The sequence below is a fragment of the Conexibacter arvalis genome (assembly GCF_014199525.1).
Lineage (GTDB): Bacteria > Actinomycetota > Thermoleophilia > Solirubrobacterales > Solirubrobacteraceae > Conexibacter > Conexibacter arvalis.
Window position 1 is genome coordinate 1163435 of sequence record NZ_JACHNU010000001.1, and the last position, 25741, is coordinate 1189175.

The 25741-nt window shown below is 72.8% G+C and carries 19 protein-coding genes; 6 read left to right on the plus strand and 13 right to left on the minus strand.

The window, feature by feature from the left end; all coding sequences use genetic code 11:
* Positions 1–10 precede the first annotated feature (10 nt).
* Genes BDZ31_RS05460 through BDZ31_RS05475 form a run of 4 tightly spaced genes read right to left on the minus strand, consistent with a single transcriptional unit; the run spans position 11 to position 4544 of the window.
* Complete coding sequence (locus tag BDZ31_RS05460) at positions 11–2134, minus strand: rhamnosyltransferase WsaF family glycosyltransferase (RefSeq protein ID WP_183339743.1); 2124 nt, start codon at positions 2132–2134, stop codon at positions 11–13.
* Positions 2131–2430 (minus strand): hypothetical protein, encoded by a 300-nt coding sequence (locus BDZ31_RS05465; RefSeq protein ID WP_183339745.1) that lies wholly within the window; start codon positions 2428–2430, stop codon positions 2131–2133. Before BDZ31_RS05465 ends, BDZ31_RS05460 begins: the two co-directional genes overlap by 4 nt.
* 15 nt (positions 2431–2445) lie before the next feature.
* Entirely contained in the window at positions 2446–3288 is an 843-nt protein-coding gene (locus tag BDZ31_RS05470; RefSeq protein ID WP_183339747.1) for an ABC transporter permease, read from the minus strand.
* Entirely contained in the window at positions 3285–4544 is a 1260-nt protein-coding gene (locus BDZ31_RS05475; protein ID WP_183339749.1) for an ABC transporter ATP-binding protein, read from the minus strand. The genes BDZ31_RS05470 and BDZ31_RS05475 overlap by 4 nt, the downstream gene beginning before the upstream one ends.
* Positions 4545–4729: 185 nt before the next feature.
* Between BDZ31_RS05475 and BDZ31_RS05480 the strand changes: the two genes are divergently transcribed.
* Entirely contained in the window at positions 4730–5908 is a 1179-nt protein-coding gene (locus tag BDZ31_RS05480; protein WP_183339751.1) for a class I SAM-dependent methyltransferase, read from the plus strand.
* 38 nt (positions 5909–5946) lie between these two features.
* Here the strand turns inward: BDZ31_RS05480 and BDZ31_RS05485 are convergent, their stop codons facing one another.
* The gene (locus tag BDZ31_RS05485) at positions 5947–9054 is read right to left on the minus strand and encodes a glycosyltransferase (protein WP_183339753.1); all 3108 of its coding nucleotides are present in this window, start codon (positions 9052–9054) and stop codon (positions 5947–5949) included.
* 411 nt (positions 9055–9465) lie between these two features.
* On the opposite strand from BDZ31_RS05485, the gene BDZ31_RS05490 reads away from it, so the two are divergent.
* The 4 genes from BDZ31_RS05490 to BDZ31_RS05505 all read left to right on the plus strand — a co-directional run bounded on the left by BDZ31_RS05490 (position 9466) and on the right by BDZ31_RS05505 (position 14605).
* Positions 9466–11199: a hypothetical protein gene (locus BDZ31_RS05490; protein WP_183339755.1), complete on the plus strand. Its 1734-nt coding sequence runs from the start codon at positions 9466–9468 to the stop codon at positions 11197–11199.
* 61 nt (positions 11200–11260) lie between these two features.
* Positions 11261–12253 (plus strand): COX15/CtaA family protein, encoded by a 993-nt coding sequence (locus BDZ31_RS05495; protein ID WP_183339757.1) that lies wholly within the window; start codon positions 11261–11263, stop codon positions 12251–12253.
* A 100-nt stretch (positions 12254–12353) separates the two neighbouring features.
* On the plus strand, positions 12354–13094 hold the full coding sequence (locus tag BDZ31_RS05500; RefSeq protein WP_183339759.1) for a response regulator transcription factor: 741 nt from the start codon (positions 12354–12356) through the stop codon (positions 13092–13094).
* Positions 13095–13102: 8 nt separating this feature from the next.
* Positions 13103–14605: a sensor histidine kinase gene (locus BDZ31_RS05505; RefSeq protein WP_183339761.1), complete on the plus strand. Its 1503-nt coding sequence runs from the start codon at positions 13103–13105 to the stop codon at positions 14603–14605.
* On the opposite strand, the gene BDZ31_RS05510 is transcribed toward BDZ31_RS05505, so the two are convergent.
* Both BDZ31_RS05510 and BDZ31_RS05515 read right to left on the minus strand, forming a co-directional pair.
* Complete coding sequence (locus BDZ31_RS05510) at positions 14602–15477, minus strand: SDR family oxidoreductase (protein ID WP_183339763.1); 876 nt, start codon at positions 15475–15477, stop codon at positions 14602–14604. The genes BDZ31_RS05505 and BDZ31_RS05510 overlap by 4 nt on opposite strands.
* On the minus strand, positions 15474–16085 hold the full coding sequence (locus BDZ31_RS05515; protein WP_183339765.1) for a carboxymuconolactone decarboxylase family protein: 612 nt from the start codon (positions 16083–16085) through the stop codon (positions 15474–15476). Before BDZ31_RS05515 ends, BDZ31_RS05510 begins: the two co-directional genes overlap by 4 nt.
* A 162-nt stretch (positions 16086–16247) precedes the next feature.
* On the opposite strand from BDZ31_RS05515, the gene BDZ31_RS05520 reads away from it, so the two are divergent.
* Positions 16248–18335, plus strand: coding sequence for a hypothetical protein (locus tag BDZ31_RS05520; protein WP_183339766.1), 2088 nt, complete (start codon positions 16248–16250; stop codon positions 18333–18335).
* A gap of 255 nt (positions 18336–18590) precedes the next feature.
* Here BDZ31_RS05520 and BDZ31_RS05525 read toward each other — a convergent pair whose 3' ends face one another.
* The 6 genes from BDZ31_RS05525 to iolD are packed head-to-tail and all read right to left on the minus strand — an operon-like array spanning position 18591 to position 25697.
* Entirely contained in the window at positions 18591–19772 is a 1182-nt protein-coding gene (locus tag BDZ31_RS05525; protein WP_183339768.1) for a hypothetical protein, read from the minus strand.
* 49 nt (positions 19773–19821) lie between these two features.
* Positions 19822–20736 (minus strand): 5-deoxy-glucuronate isomerase, encoded by a 915-nt coding sequence (iolB, locus tag BDZ31_RS05530; protein ID WP_183339770.1) that lies wholly within the window; start codon positions 20734–20736, stop codon positions 19822–19824.
* Positions 20733–21677 (minus strand): 5-dehydro-2-deoxygluconokinase, encoded by a 945-nt coding sequence (gene iolC / locus BDZ31_RS05535; protein WP_183339774.1) that lies wholly within the window; start codon positions 21675–21677, stop codon positions 20733–20735. Before iolC ends, iolB begins: the two co-directional genes overlap by 4 nt.
* Positions 21674–22555, minus strand: a complete 882-nt coding sequence (locus BDZ31_RS05540; protein ID WP_183339777.1) for a TIM barrel protein — start codon at positions 22553–22555, stop codon at positions 21674–21676. Before BDZ31_RS05540 ends, iolC begins: the two co-directional genes overlap by 4 nt.
* A complete protein-coding gene (locus BDZ31_RS05545) occupies positions 22552–23607 on the minus strand; it encodes an alcohol dehydrogenase catalytic domain-containing protein (protein ID WP_183339779.1) in 1056 nt (351 codons plus the stop codon). The genes BDZ31_RS05540 and BDZ31_RS05545 overlap by 4 nt, the downstream gene beginning before the upstream one ends.
* On the minus strand, positions 23604–25697 hold the full coding sequence (iolD, locus tag BDZ31_RS05550) for a 3D-(3,5/4)-trihydroxycyclohexane-1,2-dione acylhydrolase (decyclizing) (protein WP_183339781.1): 2094 nt from the start codon (positions 25695–25697) through the stop codon (positions 23604–23606). The genes BDZ31_RS05545 and iolD overlap by 4 nt, the downstream gene beginning before the upstream one ends.
* Positions 25698–25741 lie beyond the last annotated feature (44 nt).

Sequence of the window (25741 nt, forward strand, 5' to 3'; positions counted from 1 at the left end):
GCCCCAGCCGTCAGCCGACGCCGAGCGCCGCCTCCCGCTCGGCGAGCGCGTGCCGCAGACCGAGCTCCACCTCATCGGTCGCGCGGTCCCACGAGTGGGCGGCGGCGAACTCGATTCCGGCGCGCGCGCGGCGCTCCCACAGCTCACGGTCGTCGAGCAGCCGTTCGATTCCGGAGGCGAGCGCGTGCGGCTCCAGGTCGGCGAGTTCGAGCGCGCCGTCGTCGCCGAAGATCGACTCGGCGCTGACGCCGGACAGCTCGACGCACGGCAGCCCGCACGCGAGCATCTCCTTCGGCATCAGCGAGAAGTTCGTCAGCGACAGGCACAGACCGACCGTCGCTTCGGCGAACAGCGTCGCCAGCTGCGGCTGGCTGAGGACGCCGAGGTGCTCGTACGGAAAGGCCGTCCGCGGCGGAACGTCGTCGCCGAACAGCACGATCCGCACGTCGGGTCGCCGGCGGTGCAGCTCCTCGAGCGCCATCAGGCCGATCGGGACGGCTCGCCGCGGGGTCGAGTGGCGTCCGTAGTAGACGACGGTGTCGCGCCGGCGCGGGACGTCAAGCGGCCGGTAGATCGCATGGTCGACGCCGTAGTTGAAGGCGTCGGCCGAGGCGCCGTAGATGTCGGTCAGGAGGTCGCGCAGCCACGGGCTGCCGGCGATGCAATGCATGCCGTAGCGGTAGGTGTCGGCCGCCAAGCGCGATTCGGTCGAGGTCGCGAAGAACTCCGGCTCGTGGTCGTTGACGAGATAGGCGCGAGCGCGGCAGCCTTCGAGCAGCAGCGTGGGATGGACGGTCTGCCAGCCGGTCGCGACGACGATGTCCGCGCCGTGCCAGTCGTCGAAGCCGTAGTGGACGGGACCGTCGAACGGCGCGAACCAGTCGTTGATCTGTCTGCGCAGGACGCCCGGCCAGAAATCGCTCATCTCGCCGAACAGGTCACTGACCCAGATGCTGCAGACATGGCCGCGGCGCTCGAGACGCGACATCACCTGGAAGAGGATGTTGTGGCCGCCGCTGCCACGCTGCCACGGTGGAACCACCATCGCTATCCGCAACTGTTCGCGCTCGGCGGATCCAGGCACCGGATCGAGCAGCGCCGCGGGTCCGTCGCGCAGCACGCGCGCTGCCGCCTCGTAATCCTCGTGCGCGCGCGAGGCGTCGACATGCCGCGGCGCCGGCAACGCGGCCGGCGCCCTGGGCGGTCTCGACGGCGTGCGGGCGTCGTCGCGTCGCTCCAGGGAGAGCCGCCGCCGCAGCGGTTTGGGAACCCGCTCCGCGCGCGAGCCCAGCGCCGAGAAGACTCGCCGCCCGCTGTGATGGACGGTCGACCGAGCCGCCCAGCGGGCCCGCTCGGCGATCGGCAGCCCCTCACGGGCCATCCAGCGCAGGTCTGCGGTCGTCTGCGATCCCGTCCAGCGCAGGACCTCCAAGGGCCGGAACCTCTCGACATGCCCGAGCGTCTCGCGAAGGCCGCGGTACTCGTCGAAGTAGCGGCGCATGAACTCCAACGCACCGTAGTCGTGCGCATGGAGCACGGCGGCGTCCGGCACGTAGGCCTTCAGCCAGCCGGCGCTGAGCGCGTCGCGTCCGAACGCCTGGTCCTCGGAATACGGCAGGTCGCGGAAGCGAACCTCCTCCCAGCATGCTCTGCGATAGCAGGCGTTGACGTTGGAGAGGAAGGTCGGGTCGCCAGCGCGCTGGATCGCCGGGCCGCCGTCTGGGCCGGCGAAGCCGGCGAAGAACTCCGTCAGCTCGCGCGCGATCATCGGGCTGGTCTCCGGCCGCGGCAGGTGCGGGCCGTAGGCGACGCCGATGCGTTCGTCGAGTGCCAGTGCCGCGCGGAACGCGTCGAGGGCGCCCGGGGCCGGTGTCGCGTCCTGGGTCAGGAACCAGATCAGCTCGCCGCTCGCCCGCTCGGCGCCGAGGTTGCGTGTGCGGCCGTGTCCGAACTCCGCGGGTGGGATCTCCAGCGGCTCGACGCCGGCAGCCCGCGCGATCTCCAGCGAGCGGTCGCTCGAGCCGGAGTCGATCACGATCAGCTCGTCTACGCCCTCGCGCCGCAGCGCGTCGAGCAGCTCAGCGAGGTAACGCTCCCCGTCCTTGACGGGGATGACTGCGGTGACGCGGCTCACGAGGCGCCGGTGAGCTTGCGCTTGTAGCCCTTCAGGCGCCAGCCGAACCGCCGCAGGCGCCGCATGACCGCCCGCACGGCGCGGACAGCGGCCCGGAACTCCTCCGCTCCCGGCTTGCGCATCAGCGCGTTGAGGTCGACGTGCCAGCGTTCGAGCCAATAAAGCTGCTCTTGGGCCTCCGCGACGACCCGGGCCGATCTCTCGGCCTGGTCGACAAGCTCGCGCTCGAGCTGCGCGACGCGGGCGCGCAACCGCTCGATCTCCTGCTGTTGTTGCTCGATCGTTGGAGTCGTCATCGTGGATGACAACACTTACAGGTTCTCGGCGATTCGGGGCGCCTCCCGCGAGAAGACCCACAGGCCGAGCGCGAAGACCGCGGCGATGATGATGAGGGGCACCAGCACGCGCAGGCCGCCGCCGGTGGCGCTGATCAGGCCGGGCGCGTACGGGTCGATGAAGGCGCGGCGCATCTGCGTCAGCAACGCCGCGATCGGGTTGGCCATCACGGCCGCGTGCTCGAAGTCCTCGTACTGGGCCGAGACGTAGAGGATCGGCGAACCGTAGAAGAGGATCTGCGACAGCACCTCCCAGATCGGCTGGATGTCGCGGAAGCGGACGAACAGCACGCTGAGCAACATCCCGATGCCGATCGCGAACACCGCGAGGGCCGCGATGATCGGGACCATCTCGATCCAGGTCCAGCGGAGCTCGACGCCTGAGGCGAGCGCGAAGACGAGCACCGCGATCAGGTTGGTGCCGAGGTTGAACAACGCGGTCAGCGCGACCGACAGCGGGATGACGAGGCGCGGGAAGCGCATCTTGCGCAGGAGCCCCTCGCGCATGATCAGGCACTGCACGCACGCGTTGGTCGTGTCGACGAAGAAGGTCCAGAGGATGATCGACGTCAACAGGTAGACCGGGTAATGCTCGATGTCGCCGCCGAAGCGCAGCACCTGCGTGAAGACGACGTAGAGGACGCCGAAGAACATCAGCGGTCTCGCCAGCGACCAGAAGTAGCCGAGCACCGAGCCGAAGTAGCGCAGCTTGAAATCGGTCGTCGCGAGCGTGACCGTCAGGTTCCAGAAGCGGCGGAAGTCGTCGCCGAAGGCGGACGGCGCGTGACGATGCCGCGTCGACTCCGTCGTCGCGCTCATCCGCCGCGCTCGATCGTGAACTCGTGGGGCACGTTGACCACGCCGCCGGTGAAGTGGCCGCCGTGGATGACGACCGTGGCGAGGTCCGCGCGCAGGTCGAGCGCGTCGGCACCGCTGCCGGCGCGTGCGATCGACGGCGTGAGGCGGTACTCGCTGGCGACGAGCATGTTCTGGAACTCCATCCGCACGACGACGGTCTCGCCCGCTCTGAACGAGCCCGTCGGCTCGTGCGTCAGGTCGGTGGTCGTGGCGAAGATCGTCGTGCCGACCTGGTTGCGCAGCGTGAAGCCGAAGATCGGGTCGTCGATGTCGGCGTGGAAGCGTGCCTCGATGACGGCGCGGACGGGCGTGCCGTGTGCGGCTTCGACGATCCGTTCGCCGTCGCGGCTCTCGAACCAGGCGTCGACGATCTGCGCCTCTTGGTCGCCGAAGCGCTCCTCGTCGTCGCCCGGGAGCTGATGGACGGTGCGACCGAAATTGAGCTCGTTGTAGCGGCGCCCGATCGCGGCCGGCTCCCCGAGGTCGATCATTCTGCCCTTCTCCAACAGCACGGCGCGGTCGCAGAACCGCTCGACGGCGCTCATGTCATGGGTGACGAAGAGGATCGTGCGGCCGGCCTCCTTCATCCGCTGGAACTCGGCGAAGCACTTCTGCTGGAAGGCCGCGTCGCCGACGGCCAGCACCTCGTCGATCAGCAGCACCTCGGCGTCGACCTGGATCGCGACCGAGAAGGCGAGCCGGACGGTCATGCCCGACGAGTAGTTCTTCAGCTTGAGGTCGAGGAACTCCTCCAGCTCGGCGAAGGCGATGATGTCGTCGAAGCGCTCGCGCGCCTGCTGGCGCGTCAGTCCGAGCATGATCGCGTTGATCATCACGTTGTCGCGCGCCGTCAGGTCCATGTTGAACCCGACGCCGAGTTCGATGAACGGCGACAGCCGGCCGTTGACCTCGAGGTGGCCTTCGTCGATGTCGTAGATCCCGGCGAGGCACTTGAGCAGCGTGCTCTTGCCCGAGCCGTTGCGCCCGACGATTCCGAAGAACTCGCCCTCGGCGACCTCGAAGCTGACGTCGTCGACCGCCTGCAGCACGTCGTAGGTGGTCGTCCTGAACGGGTGCAGGACCCGCTCCTTCAGCGTGCTGTACTGCTGATGCGGGAGTCTGAACGCCTTGCGGACGTCGCGAACCGAGACTGCGGGCCCAGCACTCGTCGCAGTCGCCGCGGCCGCTGCCGACGGGTGAGATGTGAGGCTCGTCAAAGCGTTGGAAACGTAGCAGTGGGGAGAAGCCGCCGACGTCGCCGCCCAAGGTGTCGCAGCGTCCGCGAAGGCGTGAGCGCGACGCCCCGCTCTGCGCGCCGCCGCAGCACGTCGATCGGCCGCTCGACGTCGCGCACATCCGCGTGGAGCGGCGCCGTGGCGCATCACGCTCTAGGATGTCCGCGATGCCGCACGACGTCGACGAGTTGCGTCAACGCGTCGACGAGCTCGAGCGCGAGCTTCGGGCGCAACGAGATGAGGCCGAGAGGGGCTGGGGGAGCTACCACGACCTCCGTCGCCGCCGGATCGTCCGTGCGGCGCTCGCTGCGGCGCGAGTGCGGGAGCTCGCCGCCCGTCGCCTCGTGGGCCGCGTGCGGAAGCGCGTGCCGGTTACCGCGCAGAGTTCCGAAGCCGCGCCTGCGGAGGCGACGCCGCCGGCGGATTCCGCGACGGCTCCCGCGGGCGCCGCGGCGGCCGCGGTCACGGCTGGAGACGAGCTCGCCCACGCTGGCGACGACGAGGTCGCGCACGTCTGGCCGCTCGGTCACTTCTATTCCCCGGTGCCGGACACGCGCGAGCTCGCTCGCGAGCCGGCGCGCAGCCGCGTCTGGCCGTGCGAGCCGCGTGAGATCGTCGGCATCGACTGGCGCGAGGAGGAGCAGCTCGCCCTGCTGCGCAACCTCCAGAGTCAGGACGTGCTGACGTTACCGTCGGAGCCTTCGGACGATCCGACGGTCTACCACACGGCCAATCCGAACTTCTCGCACCTCGACGCGTGGACGCTGCAGGCGATGCTGCGCCACTTCCAGCCCAGGCGCGTGATCGAAGTCGGCTGCGGCTGGTCGTCCCTCGTGACCGCGCGCGTCAACCGCGAATGCCTCGATCTGGCGGTCGATGTCACCTGCATCGAGCCGTACCCACCCGAGTTCCTGAGCGAGCGTTCGATCCCCGGGATGAGCCGCCTTGTCGTCTCGCCGGTGCAGGAAGTCCCGCTGGAGCGCTTCCTCGAGCTCGACGCTGATGATGTGCTGTTCATCGATACCGCGCACGTCATCAAGACCGGGGGCGACGTCCAGTTCCTCTTCCACGAGGTCGTTCCGCGGCTGCGTCCGGGGGTCATCGTCCACGTGCACGACATCTTCCTCCCGTGGGACTACCCACAGGAATGGGTGCTGGGCGGTCGGGCCTGGAACGAGCAGTACCTGCTCCGGTCGTTCCTCAGCTTCAACGACGCGTTCGAGGTGCTGTTCGGTGTCGCGTGGATGACCCACCACCACCGCGAGGCGTTGGTGGCCGGCCTGCCCGGCGGGGAGGCGGCGATGCGGGACGGCGGCGGCTCGTTCTGGATGCGCCGGCGCCGGTAGCGTCGCGCGACCGATCCCGTCGCGGCGACGGCGGCGGCCTATGCGCCCAGATCGAGGAGGGTGCGCAGGCGCTCCCGCATCACGTCGACAGACGCGGTCTGCCGCACGACCTCCTGCCCCGCCGAGGAGAGGCGTCGCCAGAGCCCGTCGTCCTCGTACAGCTCCACGATCCGCGCGGCGATCCCTTCAATGTCGTCGGCGACGAGCATGTTCTCCCCGTCGACCGCACCGAGCCCCTCGGCGCCCGTCTCGGTCGTCACGACCGGCAGGCCGGCGCCGAGGCTCTGGGTGACCTTGCCCTTCATGCCCGCGCCGTAGCGCAGCGGTGCGGCGAGCAGACGTGAGCCGTCCAGCAGCGGCTGGAGTTCCTCAACCCACCCGGTCACGTCGACGTTCGGTCCGGCGAGCGCCTCGATCTCGGGCGTCGGCTTGGATCCGGCGATCGTCACGCGCACGTCGCCGAGCCGCTGCCAGACGATCGGCATGATCGACTGGATCAGCAGCAGTGCCGCGTCGACGTTCGGCGGGTGCTCGAAGCCGCCGACGAAGAGGATGCCCGTTCGTCCCTCCGGCGGCGGTACGACCGCGGCCACCTCGTTCGCGTTCGGGACGACGAGCACCGTCGCCTCCGGCGCCGCCTCCTCGATCGGCGGCCGCTCCTCGTCGCTGACGACGAGCGTCGCGTCGCTGCCACGCACGATTCCGAGCTCGAGTGCTTCCATCGTCGCCGCCTTGCGGACGGCGTGTGGCTCGCCGAGCTCGGCGCGTCGTCGCTCACGCACGAAGTGGAGGTCGACCGTGTCGTAGGCGATCACCGCGCCCGGAGCGTGCTCGCGGATCAAGTGCATGTGCTTTGGGGCGACGTACGGGCGGCTTACGATCGCGAGCTTGAGGTGCGGCCCGATCCGCGCGATCTCCTCGCCGACCCACGCGTCGCCGTAGACCACCTCGATCCCGCGCGACTGCAGCTGGGAGGTGTACGGCTCGATCGGATTGAGGTCGTCGGGGACGAACGTGACGCGGCACCCAAGGTCGAGGAGCGTCTCGAGCAGCCGGAACATCCGCAGCGAGCCTGAATCCTGGTCAGGCGTCGGGACGCGGTGGTCTATGACCATCACGTGCGGGCCCCGGTTGCGGTTGCTCGCGCGGGGGACGTTCGAATGCGCCATCCGCAGGTGGTCGGCCTCCAGCTGCGCCTTCCACTTTTCGACGAACTTGTGCTGGTTGATCGCCTGGTAGCGCTTGCCGCCGGTCGTGAGGTCGGTACCGGCCGACGCGCCCTCGTGGTGAACGACGTGCGCCGTCGGCTCGTACATCACGCGGTAGCCCTTCGCCCGCAGCGAGAAGCAGAGGTCTGTGTCCTCGTAGTACATCGGCACGAACCGCTCGTCGTAGCCGCCGAGCTCCGCGAACAGGTCGCGCCGCACGAGCAGGCAGGCGGCCGATCCATAGTCGACCTCGCGCACGTAGTTGAACTCGTGGTGCTCCGGAGGCCCGCCGTTGCCGAAGTTCCAGCCGCTCCCGTCGCGGAAGACGATCCCGCCGGCCTCCTGCACGCGTCCGTCGGGGTACAGGAGCTTGGGCGCGACCGCGCCGATGTCATCCGCTGACGCGGCGCGCGCGACCAGGGCGCGCAGCCAGCCAGGCGAGACCTCCACGTCGTTGTTCATCAGCACGAGGTATCTGCCGCGCGCCTGGGCGGCGGCGCGGTTGACACTCCGCAGGTAGCCGGTCCCCGGGGAGTCGTCGAGGATGCGAGCCCCGCGCACTGCCGCCCAAAGGCGTGCGTTCTCCTCGTCGCCGGCGTCGTCGACGACGATCACTTCGAACGACGGGCCCTCGGTGCGGGAGGCGATCGATCGGAGGCAGGCCTCGGTGATGTCCGCACCGATGTACGCGGGAATCACCAGCGACACGAGCGGTTGCTCGGAGGTCGGCAGCTCGATCGGCGCAATCGGGGTTGCGTCCTGCTTGTGCTCCGGCGGCGAGGAACTGCGGCCGACCGCTCGCGCTGCCGTGCGCAACGTCCACTGAACGGCGCGCCCCCGCCGAGAGTCGCGGCCTCCGAGCGTGCGGTACAGCACGCCGCGCACCCGTTGGAAGCCGTTCCAGACGACCGATTCGCGGATGCGATGCAGCTCGGCGACCTCGCCTGCGTGCGCTTCGATCAGCCGGCGTGTCTCCAATCTGGCGGCTTCGATCTGCCGTGACTGCTCCGCACAGCGGTCGTAGCTCGCGTCGAGCTCGGCCCGCAGGCGGGCTGTTCGTTCCTCGACGGCCCGCTCGGCGAGCGCGCGCGCCGTCTCGGCCTCCTCCAGCCGGCGTTGCGCGAGCGTCGCCTCCTGCCGTGCATTCGCCGCACGGTCGACGTACTCGTTGATGATGCCGAGCTCGAAGTCATTGAGCTGAGACTCGGCGGGCAGCTCCGGCAGATCGCCTTGAGCGGCGACGCCGACGAGATACATCGCCGGCGGCGGACTCGCCAGGTGCCACTCCTGGCCGACTCTGCGCACGGAGAATCCGCGGAACTCCGGTCGCTCGACCGCCTCGAGCGATGCGATCCGAGACCCCGCTGCTGCGCGTTGACCGTAGAGCCGCACCGCGGGAAAGCGCTCGCTCAGGAGCGCGTGGAACTCGCTCACGGTCAGCTCGTGCTCATGGAACGGGTTGCGCTGCCCCGTCGCATCTGTGTACATGCGTCGGTCGGGCGTCGACATGACGACGATCCCGTCGGGTGCCAGCAGGCGCGTGATGCCTTCGAGGACCCGGACATGATCGTCGACGTGCTCGATCAGCTCGAACGCGACGACCATGTCGAACTCGCGTGGCGCGAGTGCCTCGAGTTCGAGCGCCGAGCCCAGGCGGTACTCGAGATTCCGCGCGGCGTAGTTCAGCCGCGCGTGCTCGACGGTCAGCTCGTCGACGTCTATGCCGAGAACGGAAGCAGCCGACCCGGCGAGGATCGCGCTGCCGAAGCCCTCTCCGCTCCCGATGTCGAGCACCCGGCGACCGTCCGCGAGTTGCGCGGCCCAGAGATACCGGTGGTAGTGCTCGTAGATGACCTGGACGTCGGGCGCCCACGGCACACAGCGCTCGCCGGTCCAGTCGATGAGGCGGGGTGCCCCTGCGCGACGCTCGACCTCCATCAGGCCGGCAGCGTAGCGGGCGGCGGACGACAATGCCTCGCCACCGCCTGGAGCGCGTCGAGGCGCCATGAACGCTACGATCCGCGGCTTGGCGGCGAAGGAAGCACCCCTTGCGGCGGATAGTGAGCTGGTCGGGCTGGCGCGTCGCGCGGATCTGAAGGCGTTGCGGGATCGGCTGACGCCCCACGGTCCGCACGACGACAACGGCCGGGACGTCCTCGATCGGTGACGGGCAGTGGAGTTCGGGGCGACGCACGCCCATCGCTGCTGGAGCGCCTCCCACGGCTGCCTCGTCGGCGGCTTCCAGACGATCTTCGCCAGCCGGCGCGGCCTGACGCCGTGCGGTCGGCATCGAGCCGCCGTGGCGACGATCGGGCGCGGCGGGCCGCGCTGCTCGGTGCGGCCGGAGTCGTGCTGCTCGTCGTGCTCGCGATCCACGGCTTTCTTCCCGGTCAGCTGAATGACGGGCCGTGGGGCCTGTTGCTCGAAGGCGATCTGCGTTGCCTGGATCGGATGGGGCTCGACGCACTGCGTGGTAGCTGCGACCAGGTCGGCGTGCCGGCCGGCTACCCCTTTCTGACGAGCGGCCCATTCATCGCCGTCGGATCGCTCGTCATGCGCGTGCCCGGAATCGGGTCGTACGAGGCATACCTGATCGCCGGCGGCCTCTTCGACGCGCTCGCCCTCGCCGGCGGGTATGCGCTGATGCGGACGCTCGGCGCGGGCCGCGCCGTCGCGCTCGCCACCGCCGGCGCGTACCTTGTCACGCCGTCGATCGTCGGAATCGGGTCGTTCGGCGGAACCTTCACTGGCTTCACCTTGCTGCCCGCGTTCGCGTTCCTCGACATCTGGACGATGCGGACGCTCGAGCGCGCCGGCCGCCGAGGAGCGGTTGCCGTGATGGTCGCCTATGCCGCGACGAGAGTCGCCGCGCTCTTCCTCGACGGCTATTCGTTCGTCGCCGCGGCGCTCGTCACGGCCGCCCTCTGGCTCCCGTGGCTGCTGCGGCGCTCGATCGACCTGCGGATTCGCCTCATGGGCGCGGCCACGGTCGTCGGATCCCCGCTGATCGCCTATCTGCTCTACCGCTGGTACGCACCGGCGCTGGTCGACCCGGCGCCGCTCGAGCTGTTCCGCGCGATGGGGCTCGACCTCTGGACGCTCGTGCGACCGTCTCAGTACCTTTGGCTGGCGGACGGCCTCGGTGTGTCGACCCCCCACGCGCACTTGTGGGGTGACGGGACCAACGCGCAGTTCAACTACGCGGGCTTCGCATGCGTCGCGTTGGCCGCCGTGGCGCTCGGGCGCCGGTGGCGTGCCCCGCACGTCGCCGGGATCGCCGCCGCAGGCGCTGTGGCGTTCGTGCTTGCGCTCGGCCCCTCGCTGAAGGTCGACGACGCTCGCCCCCATGCGCTTGACATCTCGCAGGTGACCTACGAGAGCTACCTGATGCCGGCGAGCGCGGCAGACCTCTCGCTTCCGTGGGACGGTGCGTTCGCCGCCGTGCCCGGCCTCGAGCACATGCGCGCCGTCTATCGATGGAGCATCGTGACCCGCATGAGCATGGTCGTCTTGGCAGGTCTCGCGGTCGCCCTGCTCCTGCGGCGGAGTCGATTGCTCGGCCTCGCGGTCGCGTGCATCGCGATCGCCGAGCTCGCCCCGAACGTCCCACTGCTGCTCGACCAGCACCGCGCGCGGCACGAGCAGCGGGTCGCGTTCGCGAACGCCGTACTGCCCGAACTCGAGGACGCCACGCGGAGCGGCGAGCGCGTGCTGTTCCGCAGCGCGGCGCCGACCGGCGTCGACTACGTGGTCAACTTCCTCGCGGCCAGCGCGGGCGTCCGCTCCTACAACGCCGGTGGCGACAAGAACGCCGTCCATGCCGCCGCGTCGCGACCGCCTGAGGTCGCGGCCGTCGCGGCGCAGGACGCGGCGCCGGACACCGTGGCGTCAGCCTTCGCGACCGGAGGCCTCGATGCGCTCGTGCTCACCGACTTCGATCTGCGGCTCGCCGCATACGCATGGCCGCCCGAGCCGTCCCAGCGGTCCGCGACGCGGGAGGCGTTCGCGGCCGTGATCGCCGATCCGCGATTCGCGGTGGACCGCCGCGAATGGTTCACGGTCGTCCGGTCAGCGGATCGCTGAACGGAGCCGCACCGTCAGCCGGCGCGCCGTCGCCGTCCGCCGTGCGTCATCCTGTAGGACCGTGCTGGACCGTCTCCCCACGTTCTCGGTCGCCCAGTTCAGAAAGCTGACCTGGGTCGCGCTGTTCTTCCTCACCGCCGTCGTGCTGACCGGCGCGGCGGTGCGGCTGACCGGATCGGGGCTCGGCTGCCCCGACTGGCCGCAGTGCCACGGCAGAGCGGTGCCGCCGCTGGGCTTCAACACGTTCGTCGAGTACGGCAACCGCCTCTTCTCGGCCGCGATCGGCTTCATCTCGCTGTTCGTCTGGTTCGCCGCCTGGCGTCGCCGGCCGTACCGCCGGGACCTCTTCCTCGTCGCCGCGCTGCTCCCGCTCGGCTGCCTTGGGCAGGGCGTCCTCGGCGGCTTCACGGTGATGAACCACCTCGCGCCGGGCTTCGTGATGGCGCACTTCCTGCTGTCGATGCTGATCCTGATCGCCGCCGTCTGGCTGGTCTGGCGGGCGCGCTACGAGGACGACGACGAGCGGCCGCGCAGCGAGGATCCGTGGACGGTCTGGCTCGTGCGCGCCTGCGCCGTGCTCGGCGCCGTCGTGATCGTGCTCGGCACGCTCGCGACCGCCGCCGGTCCGCATCCGGGCGACAACGACGGCGAGCTGGTCCACCGGCTCGACTTCAAGGGCGTCGAGACGCTCGTCTGGCTGGTCCACCGCCATGGCGTCGCCGCGACGACGCTCGGCCTCGCCGTGATCGCGGCCTGGTTCATGGCCCGCCGCCGCACGACCAACGCTCAGCTGACCGAGTCGCTCACGCTCTGCGGCATCCTGATGGCCGCCCAGGGCCTCGTCGGCTCCGTCCAGTACGCGCTCAAGCTGCCGGCCGACTTCGTCTGGGTCCACGTCACGCTCGCGACGATCACGTGGATAGCGCTGCTGTGGGCGGTCGGCGCCGCCGGGCGCGTCGGGACCCCCGTCGCCCGCCGCGGCGACGACGCCGGCGCTCCGTCGGTCGGCGCCGAGGCGATCGCCAAGCCGGTCCCGCCCGCGGCGCTGCGGTAGACGCGGCGGACCGCTTCCTGCTCTCCCAGAGCGGTGGCCGGAGCACGCCGCGAGAGAGCGCGCGGAAACCGCCCCCGACCGATCATCTAGCATCGATCCCATGCGGGAAGCACCGAGCTCTGCGCCGTGGAACGACGGCACGGACAGCTCGTTGACGATCCTCGTCGTCGACGACGAGTCCGATCTGCGCGAGATGCTGACGCGCTCGTTCTCGCGCGAGGGCCATCGCGTCCTGTCGGTCGCCGACGGCCGCGCGGCGATCGACCGCGCGAGCAGCGAGACCTTCGACGTCGTGCTGCTCGACGTCGCGCTCGGCCCCGGCCCCGACGGATACGAGGTCTGCCGCACGCTGCGCGCACGCAGAAACGTCGTGCCGATCATCATGCTGACCGCGCTCGACAGCGAGGCCGACGCGGTCCTCGGCCTGGAGGCCGGCGCCGACGACTACGTCACCAAGCCGTTCGGGCTCGCCGAGCTGCGCAGCCGCATCCGCGCCGTCCTGCGGCGCGCCGGCACGCGGCCGATGGCGAGCAGCGGCGAGATCGTCGCGGTCGGGCCGATCCAGCTCGACCGCGCCCGCCGCGAGGTCTGCATGAACGGCGAGCCGGTCCACGTCACCTTCTCGGAGTTCGAGCTGCTGGGCGCGCTGATGGCCGACCCCGGCCGGCTGCGCAACCGTCAGGAGCTGCTGCGGGCGATCTGGGGCGACAGCGCCTATCGCGACCCGCGCGCGATCGACGTCCACGTCCGTCACCTGCGCGAGAAGCTCGAGCCCGAGCCCGACCGGCCCCGCCACATCGTCACCGTGCGCGGCGCCGGCTACCGGCTGCAGGCCGGCTAGGGAGCGCGATGCGGCGCCTCGGCGCGCTCGGCGGACTCGGCGCGCTGGGCCTGCGCGGACGGATCGTCGGCGCGCTCGTGCTGACCGCCGCCGTCACGCTCGCGGTCGCGGCGCTCGGCCTGCTGCCGCCCCTGGAGCGCCGGCTGCGCGACGCCGAGCTGCGTGCCCTCGTCGACAAGGCGGTCGAGCTGAGAGGCGGCTTCGAGTCGCTCGACGGCCACCAGCTCGCGATCAACTCCAACGCGCTCGGCGGCCTCGGGCTGGAGCTGGTGCGCACCAGCGGCGCCTCGGAGGTCTACCTGCTCGACTCCGCGCACGCGCTGCGGCTGCGCACCGCCGACCGCGCGACCGCCGCCGCCGACCCCTTCGACGACGTCGCCGAGGCCCGGCGAGGGCGCCGCCTCGTCGCCAGCTCGGTGACGCACGAGGGCGACGAGGTCGTGCGCGTCGCGATCCCGCTGCGGATCGACGGCGGCCTCTACGTGCTCGCCGCGCGCAAGCAGGTCTCTGAGATCCGCGACGCCGTCGGGGTCGTCCGGCGCGCCTTCGGGACCGCGGCGCTGAGCGGGCTGGCGATCGCGCTGCTGCTCGGGCTCGGCCTCGCGGCGACGCTCGTGCGGCGCCTGCGACGGCTGCGCGACGCGACCGTCAACCTCGCCGAGCACGGCCCGGTCGACGAGGTTCCGGCCGACCGCAACCGCGACGAGGTCGGCGACCTCGCCCGCTCCTTCGCGGCGATGCAGCGCCGGCTCCACCAGCAGGAGGAGGCGCGGCGGGCGTTCGTCGCGACCGCCTCGCACGAGCTGCGCACGCCCGTCGCCTCGCTGCGCGGGATGCTGGAGCTGCTCGACGACGAGCTGGCCCACGGCGAGGTCGACGGCGAGGAGGCCCGCCGTCAGGTCGCCCGCGCGCTCGCGCAGGCGCGCCGCCTCGGCCGTCTCGCCGCCGACCTGCTCGACCTCAGCCGCATCGACGCCGAGGTCGCGCTGCGCAGGGAGCCGGTCGAGCTCGGCGAGCTGTCGCGCGCGGTGCTGGCCGAGTTCGAGCTCGGCGCCGGCCCCGGCGAGCGGCGCCCGGCGCCGGTGCTCGACGAGGACGGCCGCGGCGAGGACGGCGTCTGGGCACTCGCCGACCCGGGCGCGGTCGCGCAGATCCTGCGGATCCTGCTCGACAACGCGATGCGCGCCAGCCCCGACGACACGCCCGTGCACGTCTCGCTGCGGCCGCCGCCCGGCGACGGGCCGGCGGCGCTGATCGTCCGCGACGAGGGGCCGGGCGTGCCGCCGCAGGAGCGCGAGGCGGTCTTCCGGCGCTTCTCGCGCGGGACCGGCGCCAGCGGCGGCGGCTTCGGCCTCGGCCTCGCGATCGGCCGCGAGCTGGCCGAGCGGATGGGCGGCTCGCTCGTGCTGGAGGAGGCCGGTCCGCCGGGCGCGACCTTCACGCTGCGGCTGCCGGTCCCTCCGCCGCACGACCACGACGGCGACGACGACGGCGGCGCGGCTTCCGCTTAAGCGTCGACCTGCGAGCGGCGCGCGACCGACGCGAAGCGGTCGTTGAGGAGCCGCATCGCCAGCTCGTAGGCGGGCGGGAAGAGGCGCTGCGCGAGGTGGCCGACGCGGATGTCGGCCGAGGTGTAGACCAGATAGCGGTCGCGCTCGATCCCGTCGAGGATCCGCTCGGCGACCTGCTCGGGACTCTTGGCGTGGCGCTCGAACTGCCGCACGAGCGCGGCGGCGGCCGGCTTGGTGCGGTCGACGCCGACGATCTCGGTCGTCTGCACGATCGGCGTGCGGACGCCGCCGGGGCAGACGAGGCTGACGCCGATGCGGTGGCGGCGCAGGTCGAAGCGCAGCACCTCCGAGACGCCGCGCAGGCCGAACTTCGCGGCGCTGTAGGCGGCATGCCACGGCAGCCCGAAGAGGCCGGCGGCCGAAGAGACGTTGACGACGTGGCCGCCGCGGCCGGCGGCGATCATCGGCGGCACGAACTGCTCCAGCACGTGGATCGGTCCCATCAGGCTGACGTCGACGGTGCGCCGCCAATGGCGGTGCTCGAGCCGCTCGATCGGCCCCCAGACCGATATCCCGGCGACGTTCATGACGACGTCGACGCTGCCGTGCGCGCCGTGGACCTCCTCCGCGAGCGCGACGACCGCGTCGTGGTCGGCGAGGTCGGCCGCTCCCGACCAGGCGACCGTCCCGCCGGCCCGCGCGACCCGCGCGACCGTCTCGGCCAGCCCCTCCTCGTTCACGTCGGTCAGCAGCAGGACGGCGCCGCGGCCGGCGGCGGCGAGCGCCGTCGCGCGGCCGATCCCGCTCGCCGCGCCGGTGATCAGGCAGCGCCGGCCGCGCAGCTCCGGAACCGGCGCCCGCCGGCGGCTCATCGCGCCCCGCCCCGCCCGGCGAGCAGCCGCAGCCGGCCGCGCAGCCCGCCGCCCGACGGCGAAGGCGGCGGGTCGAGCGGGACGCGCAGCGAGTTGAGCGTCATCGCGAGCATCTCGTAGTGGCCGACGAGCAGGCAGAGCTCGATCAGCTCGCGCTCGTCGAAGGCGGCCGCCAGCTCGTCCCACAGCTCCTCGCCGATCGCGCCGTCGGCATGGAGCGCGTCGGCCGCGCGCAGCACGAGCCCCTTGCGGCCGCGCCAGGACTCGCCGATCGTCTCCTCGGCCCGCACCCGCGCGATCTCCTCGGCGGTCAGCCCGGCGCGGCGGCCGATCCGCTCGTGGTGGTCCCACTCGTAGTCGCAGCCGGTGTTCGCGGCGACGCGCAGGATCGCCAGCTCGGTCTCCGCGCGCGCCAGCGTGCCGCCCGGCATCAGCCCGCCGGCGAAGATCAGCCAGCGGCGGAACAGCCCGCGGTGGCGGGCGAGCGTCGTGAAGATGTGCGGCACCTCACGGCCGATCACGGCCCCGGCGACGCGCACGAGCACGGTGTTGACGAGCCCGATCTCGCGGCGTCCTCCAGGCGCGATCCGGGGCGCGGGCGCAGACATGGCGGAGGATGGTACTCGCGCGTACCGAGGGTGTCAACGCGCAAGGCACCGGCGGCGGTCGCGCGGCGCCGCGCCGCCCTGGCGCGCGGACGCCCGCGGCGGTCGTTCGCCGCGATCGTCCGCGACCACGATCGGCGGGCCGCTTCTCTAGGGTTTCGGGGCATGCCGCTCCCCGCCCGCGCACGCCCGCTGCGCCTGCGCGCGCTCGTCCTCCTCCTCGCCGTCGCCGGCTGCGCGTGCCTGCTCGCCGCGCTCCCGGCCCGCGCCGCCGCGGAGCCGAGCGCGGTGCTGGCGCTGATGCCGCTCTCGCCCGACACGCCGGCCGGCGTCGAGCCGCTGCCCGACCAGGAGCCGCCGGAGGGCGCGGGGCTGCCGGAGGTGCTCGGCTACCTCAACGGCCACCCGGAGTTCGCGCTCGGCGCGATCAGCGCGACGCAGTCCGGCTACAGCCAGGTGCAGGCGCTGCTCGACATCACCGCCGGGACGCGCACCTCCAAGAGCACCTACGACCCCTCGACGCCGCCGTCGCTGCGCTTCGTCCAGGACGGCGACGGCGGCCTGATCGTCGACTGGATCTCGGCCGTCCTGCGCGCCGACAGCGCGCCGGCCGACATCACGCCGGGCCTGCTCGCAAGCTCGATCCCGGGCGGCGTCGGCTACGTCGGCATCGACGAGCAGCCCAACCTCGAGGCGGTCGCGGCCGCGAACCGGGACGGCGCGATCCCGTCGGTCTCGATCGGCCCCGGCTGGTCGGTCGCGCTGCGCGTCAAGGAGATGCTGAGAGAGCACCGCTTCGTCGTCGCGCTGCTGCCGCCCGGCTTCGACGGCGACCGCCAGCTCGACCAGCTGATCGCCGACCGCGCCCCCGACCAGCTGCTGATCGCCGAGCAGGCGCCGCCGCCGTTCCGCGGCCCGCAGTTGCTGTGGGCGGGGATCGCCGGGCTGCGCGAGGGAAGCGGCGGCAGCTTCACCTCCGCTACCACCCACCTCGACGGCGTCGCTGCCGGCATCGACCTGCTGCCGACCGTCCTCGACCACCTTGGCGTCGAGGTCCCCGACGGCGTCCGCGGCCAGCAGATCCGCCTCTCCGGCACGCGCGACGCGGCGGTGATACACGACCTCGACGACCGCCTCAGCGTGATCTCGGCGCGGCGGATGCCGGCGCTGCAGACCTTCCTCTACACCTGGCTGGCGGTCGTGCTGCTCGCCGGGATCGTGCGCGACCGCGCCGGCGTGCGCTACGCGCTGCGGCTCGGCGGCCTCGCGATGATGTGGCTGCCGTTCATGGTGCTCGTCACCGCCGCGTTCGCGCCCTCCAGGCAGGCGGAGCTGTTCACGCTCGCCGGCGGCTGCTTCCTGCTGGCTCTGCTGACCGACCGCCTCGTCCCATGGCCGCGCGGGCCGGCGGTGCCGGCGATCGCCGGCCTGCTCGCCTACGCGGCCGACCTCGTCAACCACTCGCACCTCATCATCCGCTCGCTGCTGGGTCCGAGCCCGCGCTCGGGCTCGCGCTTCTACGGCCTCGGCAACGAGCTGGAGATCGTGCTGACGGTCCTGCTGCTGATCGCGATCGCGGCGGCGCTGCGGCGGCGCGAGCGGACCCGAGGCGGCGCGATCGCGTTCGTGCTCGGCGGGATCGTGCTCGCGGCGGTGATGGGCTCCGGCCGGCTCGGCGCCGACGTCGGCGGCATCTTCACGGTCGCCGGCGGCGCGGCGGTCGCGACGCTGCTGATGCTGCCGGGCGGGGTGACGAAGAAGGCGCTCGGGATCGCGGCGCTGACGCCGCTCGCCGGCCTCGCCGCCCTCGCCGCGATCGACCTCGTCTCCAGCGGCGACGGCCACTTCACGCGCACCGTCCTGCACGGCAGCGTCAGCGACCAGATCGACACGTTCGAGCGCCGCTACACGCTCGCGTGGAACATCCTCAAGAGCGGCTACGCCCCGCTGCTGCTGTTCCTCTGCATCCTCGCGGTCACCTACGCCTACAAGTACCGCAGACGGATCTACGGGCTGAGGGTCGAGGCCGACCCGGTCTGGCGCGCCTGCCTCTTCGGCGGCCTCGGCGCCGCCGTCTCCGGCTCGCTCTTCAACGACTCCGGCCCGGTGCTGCTGTTCATCGGCGTCGTCGCGCTCGTCTTCCTCACGACCTACCTGCGCGCCGGCCCGGACGGCCCGGCGGCCGCCGGCGCCGCGCCGCCCGGCGAGACGGGGACCGCGGCGCCGCCGGCGCCGGTTCCGGCCGCGCCCTAGCGCGAGCTGCTCGGCGCCGAGACGACTGCCCCTACGGCCGTGCGGCGCCGTCCGCGGAAGCCGGACGGGTTCGACGCGATCGGACAACGGCGTCGTCTCTGATGCGCAGACCGAGGGCCTCCCGCTCCCGCTGCTCGTCGCGGATTGCCTGCACCTTGAGGCGCCAGCCGTCGCCACGTGCACGGCGCTCGGTTGCCGAAGTGCGTCGGGGGATATCCCATGCTTCCGCCATTGGCCCAGTCTCCCACGAAAAGCTCAAGAGGCACTCAGGTTCGGACGCTTCGCCCACCGAAGCGGTCCGCCAGGCGCCAGGACGGCAACGGAGATCGTGCCGCCGACGGTTTCGAGTGTTCCCCGCATTCGTTGCCACAACGCCGTGATCGAGACCAAGCTCTCGGCGATCTCGCAGAGATCGGGAGGCGGCATGACGTCGAGGGTGTCGAGGATCGGCAACGTTCGTTGCTCAAGCCAGCGACGACGAGCGTCGCCCAGCGCCTCGTCGATCTTGTCAGCGTCCAAGCCGACCGACTCGAGTCGGTCGTAGAACGAAGCCAGCAGAGCGGGGTGGACCCCATTCATCATCGTGCTCACACCGTCTGCTTGCGCGAACGCCTTGACCAGCGCGTTACGCGGGCCGTGGCAGCCGCCTGTTGCGATCTCCCAGTAGCGGAGTCCTGGAATGCCCACGCCGTCGAACGTGAACTCGACGTATCTCGGCCAGAACGCGCCATCCGGGAAGCTGACCAGGACCAGCCCGCCTGCCGTCGGGGAACCGACGTCGTTGGGTGTGCGACGGGTCAGGGACAGCAACGCCACATCCTCGATCGCACGAGAGGTCGACGCGTCGACCGGCACGTCGGAGAGGACGTCTCGCCGGACATCGGCGATCAATCGCCGATGTCTCCTGTGGAGTGCGCTCTCGGCTGCGGCGTCGAGCCCGGGAAGTCGCTCGGACGCCCTCCACGCCCGTCGCTCGATCGCGACGATCTCTCTCAGCTGCTCGGCTACCCCAGCCGGCACTGGCTCGTCCGACTCTGCTTCCATCGATTCCTGCATGAAGCGGTCCTGCGCTTCGTGCAGAAGCGTCGTGACGAGGCCGGCCGTTCGTGCCCGGCGCAGTTCGGGCCCTGCCGTCGCGATCCGCTCGGCGAGGCGTGCGTCGAGGAAAGAGAGGAGATGCTCTGCCTGCTTCACGATGTCTTCGTGCGCGTCGCCACCGAACTTGTGGCGATACTCGCTGAGGAGCGTTCCCCACGGGACGTCGATGAGCGTCGCGAGACCGTAGACCAGCGCTGCGGTCGGCTCATTGTCCGAAAGCGGGTGGATCTTCTCGACGCCGGTGTAGACCTTCTGGCCGGCGGGACCCGAGATCGTGACCGCGCTATCGGCAGCAAGGACAGCGCAAGCAGAAGTCATGATCGCGACCTGTGCCGTCATCCAGGCGAACCTATCGACCTCCTGGGAGCGGCGTCGCATACAACAACACTTATCGGTGCAAAGGTGGCGCCGCCGTCGGCGCCACCGGGCCGCGGGCGTCGGCCATCGGCAGGCGCGGGTCGGTCGGCTGACCCTCCCAGCTGGCGCGGACCCAGGCGTGGGCCGGGTCGTCGAAGAAGGCGAGCGAGCGCGCGCCCGCGGGGCCGGCGAGGACGTTGAGGTAGTAGAGGTCGTAGCCGGGCAGCGCCACGCACGGACCGTGGTAGCCGCGCGGGATCAGGAAGGCGTCGCCGTGGCCGACCTCGACGGTCGCGTCGATCTCGCCGTCGGCGGTGTAGGTGCGGTGGAGGCCGACGCCGCCGGGCGAGCGCAGCTCGAAGTAGTAGATCTCCTCCAGCACCGCCTGGCCGCGGCCGCTCGGCTCGTCGTCGTCGTGCTTGTGCGGCGGGTAGGAGGAGGTGTTGCCCTCCGGCGTCAGCAGCTCGACGCAGGTCAGCCGGTCGGTCTCGAACGCGTCCGGGTGGAGGAAGTTGTTGACCTGGCGGGTCGCCGAGCCGGCGCCGCGCACCTCGACCGGCACCTCCTCGGCCGGGCCGTAGCGGACCGGCAGCCGTCTGCGCGCGTTCGCGTACGGCAGCGCCAGCCGCGCCGGCGCCGACCCGCGGTTGACGATCCGCGCCACGCAGTCGCGCGGGAGGTAGGCGAAGTCGGTCACGCGCGCGAACGGGTCGTCGCGGCCGATCAGCTCGATCCGCTCGCCGTCGGCCTCGACGACGATCGCGCCGCCGGCGAGCGGCAGCACGGCGTGCTCGTCGGCCTCGGTCTCCAGCGTGCGGGCCTCGCCCGGCGCCAGCTCGACGACGCGCAGGCCGCAATGGGCCCAGCCGGCGTCGGCCGGCGCGATGTGGAGCGGGTCGTCGCCGTCGCGGGCGCTGCCGGCGGGGCGGTGGAGGGGATGGGTCACAGGTGGGCCTCGACTTCCTCGGCGGTGGGCATGGCGGCGGCGCACAGGAGGCGGCCGGCGACGATCGCGCCGGCGGCCGAGGCGAAGCGCAGCACGCGCTCCAGCGGCCAGCCGGCGAGCAGTCCGTGGCAGAGCGCGCCGCCGAAGGCGTCGCCGGCGCCGAGGCCGCAGACGACCTCGACCGGCGTCGCCGGCAGCTCGACGACCTCGCCGGCGCGCGTCGCGCCGAGCACGCCGGCCGGTCCCTGCTTGACGATCGCGATCTCGGGACCGAGCTCCAGCAGCGCCTGCGCCTGCTCGCGCGGCGGCAGGTCGCCGACGGCGACGGCCGCCTCGGCGCGGTTGCCGACGACGACGGTCGCGTGCCTGACCGCCTCCGCGGACCAGTCGGCGTGGCGCTCGCCCTCCGGCCACAGCATCGGGCGGTCGTCGAGGTCGTGGACGGCCAGCCGGCGGCGCCCCTCGCCGGTGCGGAGGTCGAGCGCCGTCAGCACGGCGGTGCGGCTCGGTTCGCGCGAGAGCCCGGTGCCGGTCGTCCACACCAGCCCGGCGGCGGCGATCGCGTCGGGGTCGAGCTGCTCGACCGACACTTCGAGGTCGGGCGCCGTCGGCTCGCGGTAGAACAGCAGCGGGAAGTCGTCGGGCGGGTGGACCTCGCAGAAGGTGACCGGCGTGCGCAGCCGCGGGTCGGTGCCGACCCAGCGGGCGTCGACGCCGTACGCGGCGAGCGCCTCGCGGCAGTAGACGCCCCACGGGTCCTCGCCGACGCGCGTCACGACCGCGCTGCGGCGGCCGAGCCTCGCGGCGGCGACCGCGACGTTCGTCGCGCTGCCGCCGAGGCCCTTGCGGAAGCTCTCGACGTCGGCGAGGCGGCGGCCGTGCTGCTCGGGGTAGAGATCGACGCCGATGCGGCCGATCGCGATCACGTCGAGCGCGCTCACGCCGCCACCTCGCTCAGCAGCGCCCGCATCCGCTCGGCGCTGCGCCGCACGTCGACGACCGGGCCGCCGCCGGCCGGCGGCTCGGCGTCGAGCATCACGTCCTGCTCCAGCACGTACCAGCCGTCGTAGCCGGCGCCCTCCAGCAGCGCGACCAGCGCGGCGACGTCGACGTCGCCGTCGCCGAGCGGCCGGTAGATGCCGGCGCGGACGGCCTCCGAGTAGGGCAGCTCGCCGCCGGCGACGCGCGCCGCCAGCGCGGCGTCGACGTCCTTCACGTGCACGTGCGCGACGCGGTCGGCGGCGGCCCGCGCGAGCGCGACCGGGTCGGCGCCGCCGACCATCAGGTGGCCGGTGTCGAGGCACAGCTCGACCGCCGACCCCTCCAGCACGCGCTCGACCTGTTCGCGGCGCTCGACCAGCGTGCCGGCGTGGGGATGGAGCGCGCAGCGCACGCCGGCCTCCGCGCACAGCTCGCGGGCGGCGTCGAGGCCCTCCAGCAGCGCCGTCCAGCCGGCGTCGTCGAGCGCGCCGGCGGCGTCGTAGCCCTCCTCGCCGGTCGTTGCCGACAGCACCAGCATCCGCGCGCCGGCCTCGGCCAGCAGCGCGGCGGCGCGGCGGACCGGCGCCAGCCCGCCGGGCAGGTGGAGCGCCGCCGGCACGAAGGCGCCGACCAGCGCCATGTCGCCGCGCGCCAGCAGCGCGGCGGCGGCGCGCGGGTCGGTCGGCAGGAAGCCCTCCGGCCCGGCCTCGGTCGCGTGCAGGCCGAGCGCGCGCATCTCCTCCAGCACCCGCGCGGGCTCCAGCTGGACGCCCCAGCCGGGCACCTCGCAGACGCCCCAGGAGATCGGCGCCGCGGCGATCCGCTCGACGGCGCTCATGCGGCGCGCGCGAGGTCGACGACGGCCTTGACGACGCTGTCGCCGCGGACCGCCTCCAGCGTCGCCGGCAGCTCGTCGAGGCCGACCCAGTGGGAGATCAGCGGCGTGAGGTCGACGACGCCCGACTCCAGCAGCCGGATCGTCGCCGGGAAGGTGTGGTCGCCGATGTAGGTGCCGAAGACGACCAGCTCGCGGCGGGTGATCTCGACCTGCGGCACCTCGCCGTGGGCGCGCGCGTCCATCCCGAACAGCAGCACCCGTCCGCGCGGCGCGGCGTGCCCGATGGCGGCCGGCAGCTGGCTGCCGACGGCGTCGACGACGACGTCGGCGCCGACGGCGGTCCCGAGCGCGGCCTCCAGCGCCTCCGCGAAGCCCTCCGCGCGCGGGTCGAGCGCCGCGCTCGCGCCGATCCGCAGCGCGATCTCGCGGCGCAGCTCGCCCGGCTCGACGACCACGACGCGGCTGGCGCCGCCGGCGCGCAGCAGCGCCGCGAACATCAGCCCGATCGCGCCGGCGCCGAGCACGACGGCGGTCTCGCCGGGGACGAGGCGGGCCTGCTCGATCCCGTTGTAGACGCACGACAGCGGCTCGACGAGCGCGGCGACCCGCGCCGGGAGCGCGTCGGAGATCCGGTGGCAGGCGTGGGCCGGCGCGACGACGTGCGACGCCATCCCGCCGTCGCGGAAGATGCCGATCGTCGTGAACCGCTCGCAGTGGGCGAGCAGCCCGCGCTTGCAGGCGTCGCAGCCGCCGCAGTTGAGGTTGGGGGCGACGACGACGCGGTCGCCGACGGCGACGTCGAGCGCCTCCGGGCCGACCTCCGCGATCCGGCCGACCAGCTCGTGGCCGAGCACGCAGCCGGCCTTCGCCGGGTGGCCGGGCGGGTCGGCGAGGATGTGGACGTCGGTGCCGCAGACGCCGCACGCCTCGACCGCGATCAGCACCTCGTCGGGCGCCGCGATCGCGGGCACCGGCCGCTCGCCGAGCACCAGCCTGCCGGGGCCCTCGAAGATCGCGGCGCGCATCGTGCGCGCCGAGGTGGCGGTGGTCATCGGGCGACCTCTCTCTCGGTGGCGGTGGATCGGGCGGCGGCCGGTGCGGCGGCGGGCGGGGCCGGAACGGGGGCCGGCGGGGCGGCGTCGGCGGGCGGGGCGGCGGGGTCGGCGGCGGGTTCGGCCGCGTCGGGGCGCGAGGCGGTCCCGTCGGCCGGTGGGCCGTGGAAGCGCTGCAGGCGGGCGCGGTCGGCCTCGTACTCGGCCCGCAGCCGCTGCACGACGGGGTCGCCGGAGACCTCGGAGGGAGCGACGTCCCACCACACGCCGGCGCCCGGCAGGTCGACGTGCGGCAGCGTCTCGGCGACGACCACGGCGGAACCGTCGTGGGCGCGGGCGGCATCGAGCGCGGCGCGCAGCTCCCGCGGCGTCCGCGCCCGCCAGGCGCGCGCGCCGAGCCCCTCGGCGACGCGCGCGAGGTCGAGCGGCAGGTAGTCGCCGTCGAGGCGGCCGCCCGCCGTCGCGCCGCCGCTCGCCGCCGCGTCGCCCGCCGCCGCGCCGCCCCCGCTCGCCCCGTCGCGGGCGCGGAACTCGTTGCCGAACGAGCGGCCGGCCCGCATCATCTGCAGCCGGCGGATCACCTGGAAGCCGTGGTTCTCGCTGATCACGACGGTGATCGGCAGCCGCTCCTGCAGCGCCGTCGCCAGCTCCGAGGGCGCCATCAGGAAGGTGCCGTCGCCGATCAGCGCGATCACCTCGCCGGCCTCGCCCTGCGCCATCCGCACGCCGAGCGCCGCCGGCAGCTCGTAGCCCATGCAGGAGAAGCCGAACTCGATGTGGGCGTGGCGGCCGCCGGTCGCGTCCCACGCCTTCAGCACGTCGCCGGGCGGACCGCCGGCGGCGGCGATCAACGTGTCGCCGGGGCGGGCCGCCTCCTGCAGCACGCCGAGCAGCCGGCCCTGGCTCATCCCCTCCGGCCGGTCCTCGAACAGCGCCGCGGCGCGGGCCTGCGCCCACGCCGCGGCGCGTTCCTCGACGGCCGCTCGGTACGTCGCCGAGGGTGAGCGGCCGCCGTCGGCGAGCGCCGCGTTCAGCGCTCGCAGCGTGTCGCGGGCGTCGGACTCGAGCGCGAGCGCGCCCTGCTTATGCGCGTCGCGGCCGTCAACGTTGATTGCGACGAAGCGCACGTCGGGGTGCTGGAAGAGCGACTGCGACGCGGTCGGGAAGTCGGTCAGGCGGGTGCCGACGGCGATCACGAGGTCGGCCTCGGCGGCGACCGCGTTGGTCGCCGGCGTCCCCTCCAGGCCGATCCCGCCGAGCGCCCACCAGGCCGCCTCGCGCACGGCGCCCTTGCCGGCGAAGGTCTCGGCGACGGGGACGCCGAACCGCTCGCCGAGCTGCTCCAGCTCCGCCTGCGCGTCGCTGTAGAGGACGCCGCCGCCGGCGATCGCGAGCGGCCGCTCGGCCCGCGCGATCAGCGCCGCCGCCTCGGCGACCGTCGCCGGCTCGGGCTGCGGGCGGCCGATCCGCCAGGTCCGCTCGGCGAACAGCTCGGCGGGGAAGTCGTACGCCTCCGACTGGACGTCCTGCGGCAGCGACAGCACGACCGCGCCGGTCTCGCGCACGCTGGTCAGCACGCGCATCGCCTCCGGCAGCGCGGTCACGAGCTGCTCGGGGCGCTGGATCCGGTCGAACAGTCGCGCGACCGGGCGGAAGGCGTCGTTGACGGAGAGGTCGAGCGCGCTCGGCGCCTCGAGCTGCTGGAGGACCGGGCCCTGCCGGCGCGTCGCGTAGGTGTCGGAGGCGAGCAGCAGCAGCGGCAGCCGGTTGATCGTCGCCAGCGCGGCGGCCGTGACCATGTTGGTCGAGCCCGGGCCGATCGAGGCGGCGCACGCGAGCGTCTGACGGCGGCGGGTCGCCTTCGCGAAGGCGGTCGCGGCGTGGGCCATCGACTGCTCGTGGCGGGCCTGCAGGTAGGGGAGGCCGGCGCCGTGCTCCTCCAGCGCCTGTCCGAGGCCGGCGACGTTGCCGTGGCCGAAGATGCCGAACAGGGCCGGCACGAGGCGGCGGCGGTCGCCGTCGCGCTCGCTGTGCTGAGCGGACAGGTACCGCACGATCGCTTGGGCGGTGGTCAGGCGGACGGTGGGCACGACCGGTCTCTCCTCGGACGGGCGGGGTCAGTGACAGCTGACAA

Excerpts from the sequence above, each read along its gene's own strand:
- BDZ31_RS05465 (WP_183339745.1), bottom strand. The coding sequence starts at position 2,430 with ATGACGACTCCAACGATCGAGCAACAACAGCAGGAGATCGAGCGGTTG.
- BDZ31_RS05470 (WP_183339747.1), bottom strand. The coding sequence starts at position 3,288 with ATGAGCGCGACGACGGAGTCGACGCGGCATCGTCACGCGCCGTCCGCC.
- BDZ31_RS05480 (WP_183339751.1), top strand. The coding sequence starts at position 4,730 with ATGCCGCACGACGTCGACGAGTTGCGTCAACGCGTCGACGAGCTCGAG.
- BDZ31_RS05485 (WP_183339753.1), bottom strand. The coding sequence starts at position 9,054 with ATGGAGGTCGAGCGTCGCGCAGGGGCACCCCGCCTCATCGACTGGACC.
- BDZ31_RS05500 (WP_183339759.1), top strand. The coding sequence starts at position 12,354 with ATGCGGGAAGCACCGAGCTCTGCGCCGTGGAACGACGGCACGGACAGC.
- BDZ31_RS05505 (WP_183339761.1), top strand. The coding sequence starts at position 13,103 with ATGCGGCGCCTCGGCGCGCTCGGCGGACTCGGCGCGCTGGGCCTGCGC.
- BDZ31_RS05510 (WP_183339763.1), bottom strand. The coding sequence starts at position 15,477 with ATGAGCCGCCGGCGGGCGCCGGTTCCGGAGCTGCGCGGCCGGCGCTGC.
- BDZ31_RS05515 (WP_183339765.1), bottom strand. The coding sequence starts at position 16,085 with ATGTCTGCGCCCGCGCCCCGGATCGCGCCTGGAGGACGCCGCGAGATC.
- BDZ31_RS05520 (WP_183339766.1), top strand. The coding sequence starts at position 16,248 with ATGCCGCTCCCCGCCCGCGCACGCCCGCTGCGCCTGCGCGCGCTCGTC.
- BDZ31_RS05525 (WP_183339768.1), bottom strand. The coding sequence starts at position 19,772 with ATGACGGCACAGGTCGCGATCATGACTTCTGCTTGCGCTGTCCTTGCT.
- BDZ31_RS05540 (WP_183339777.1), bottom strand. The coding sequence starts at position 22,555 with ATGAGCGCCGTCGAGCGGATCGCCGCGGCGCCGATCTCCTGGGGCGTC.
- BDZ31_RS05545 (WP_183339779.1), bottom strand. The coding sequence starts at position 23,607 with ATGACCACCGCCACCTCGGCGCGCACGATGCGCGCCGCGATCTTCGAG.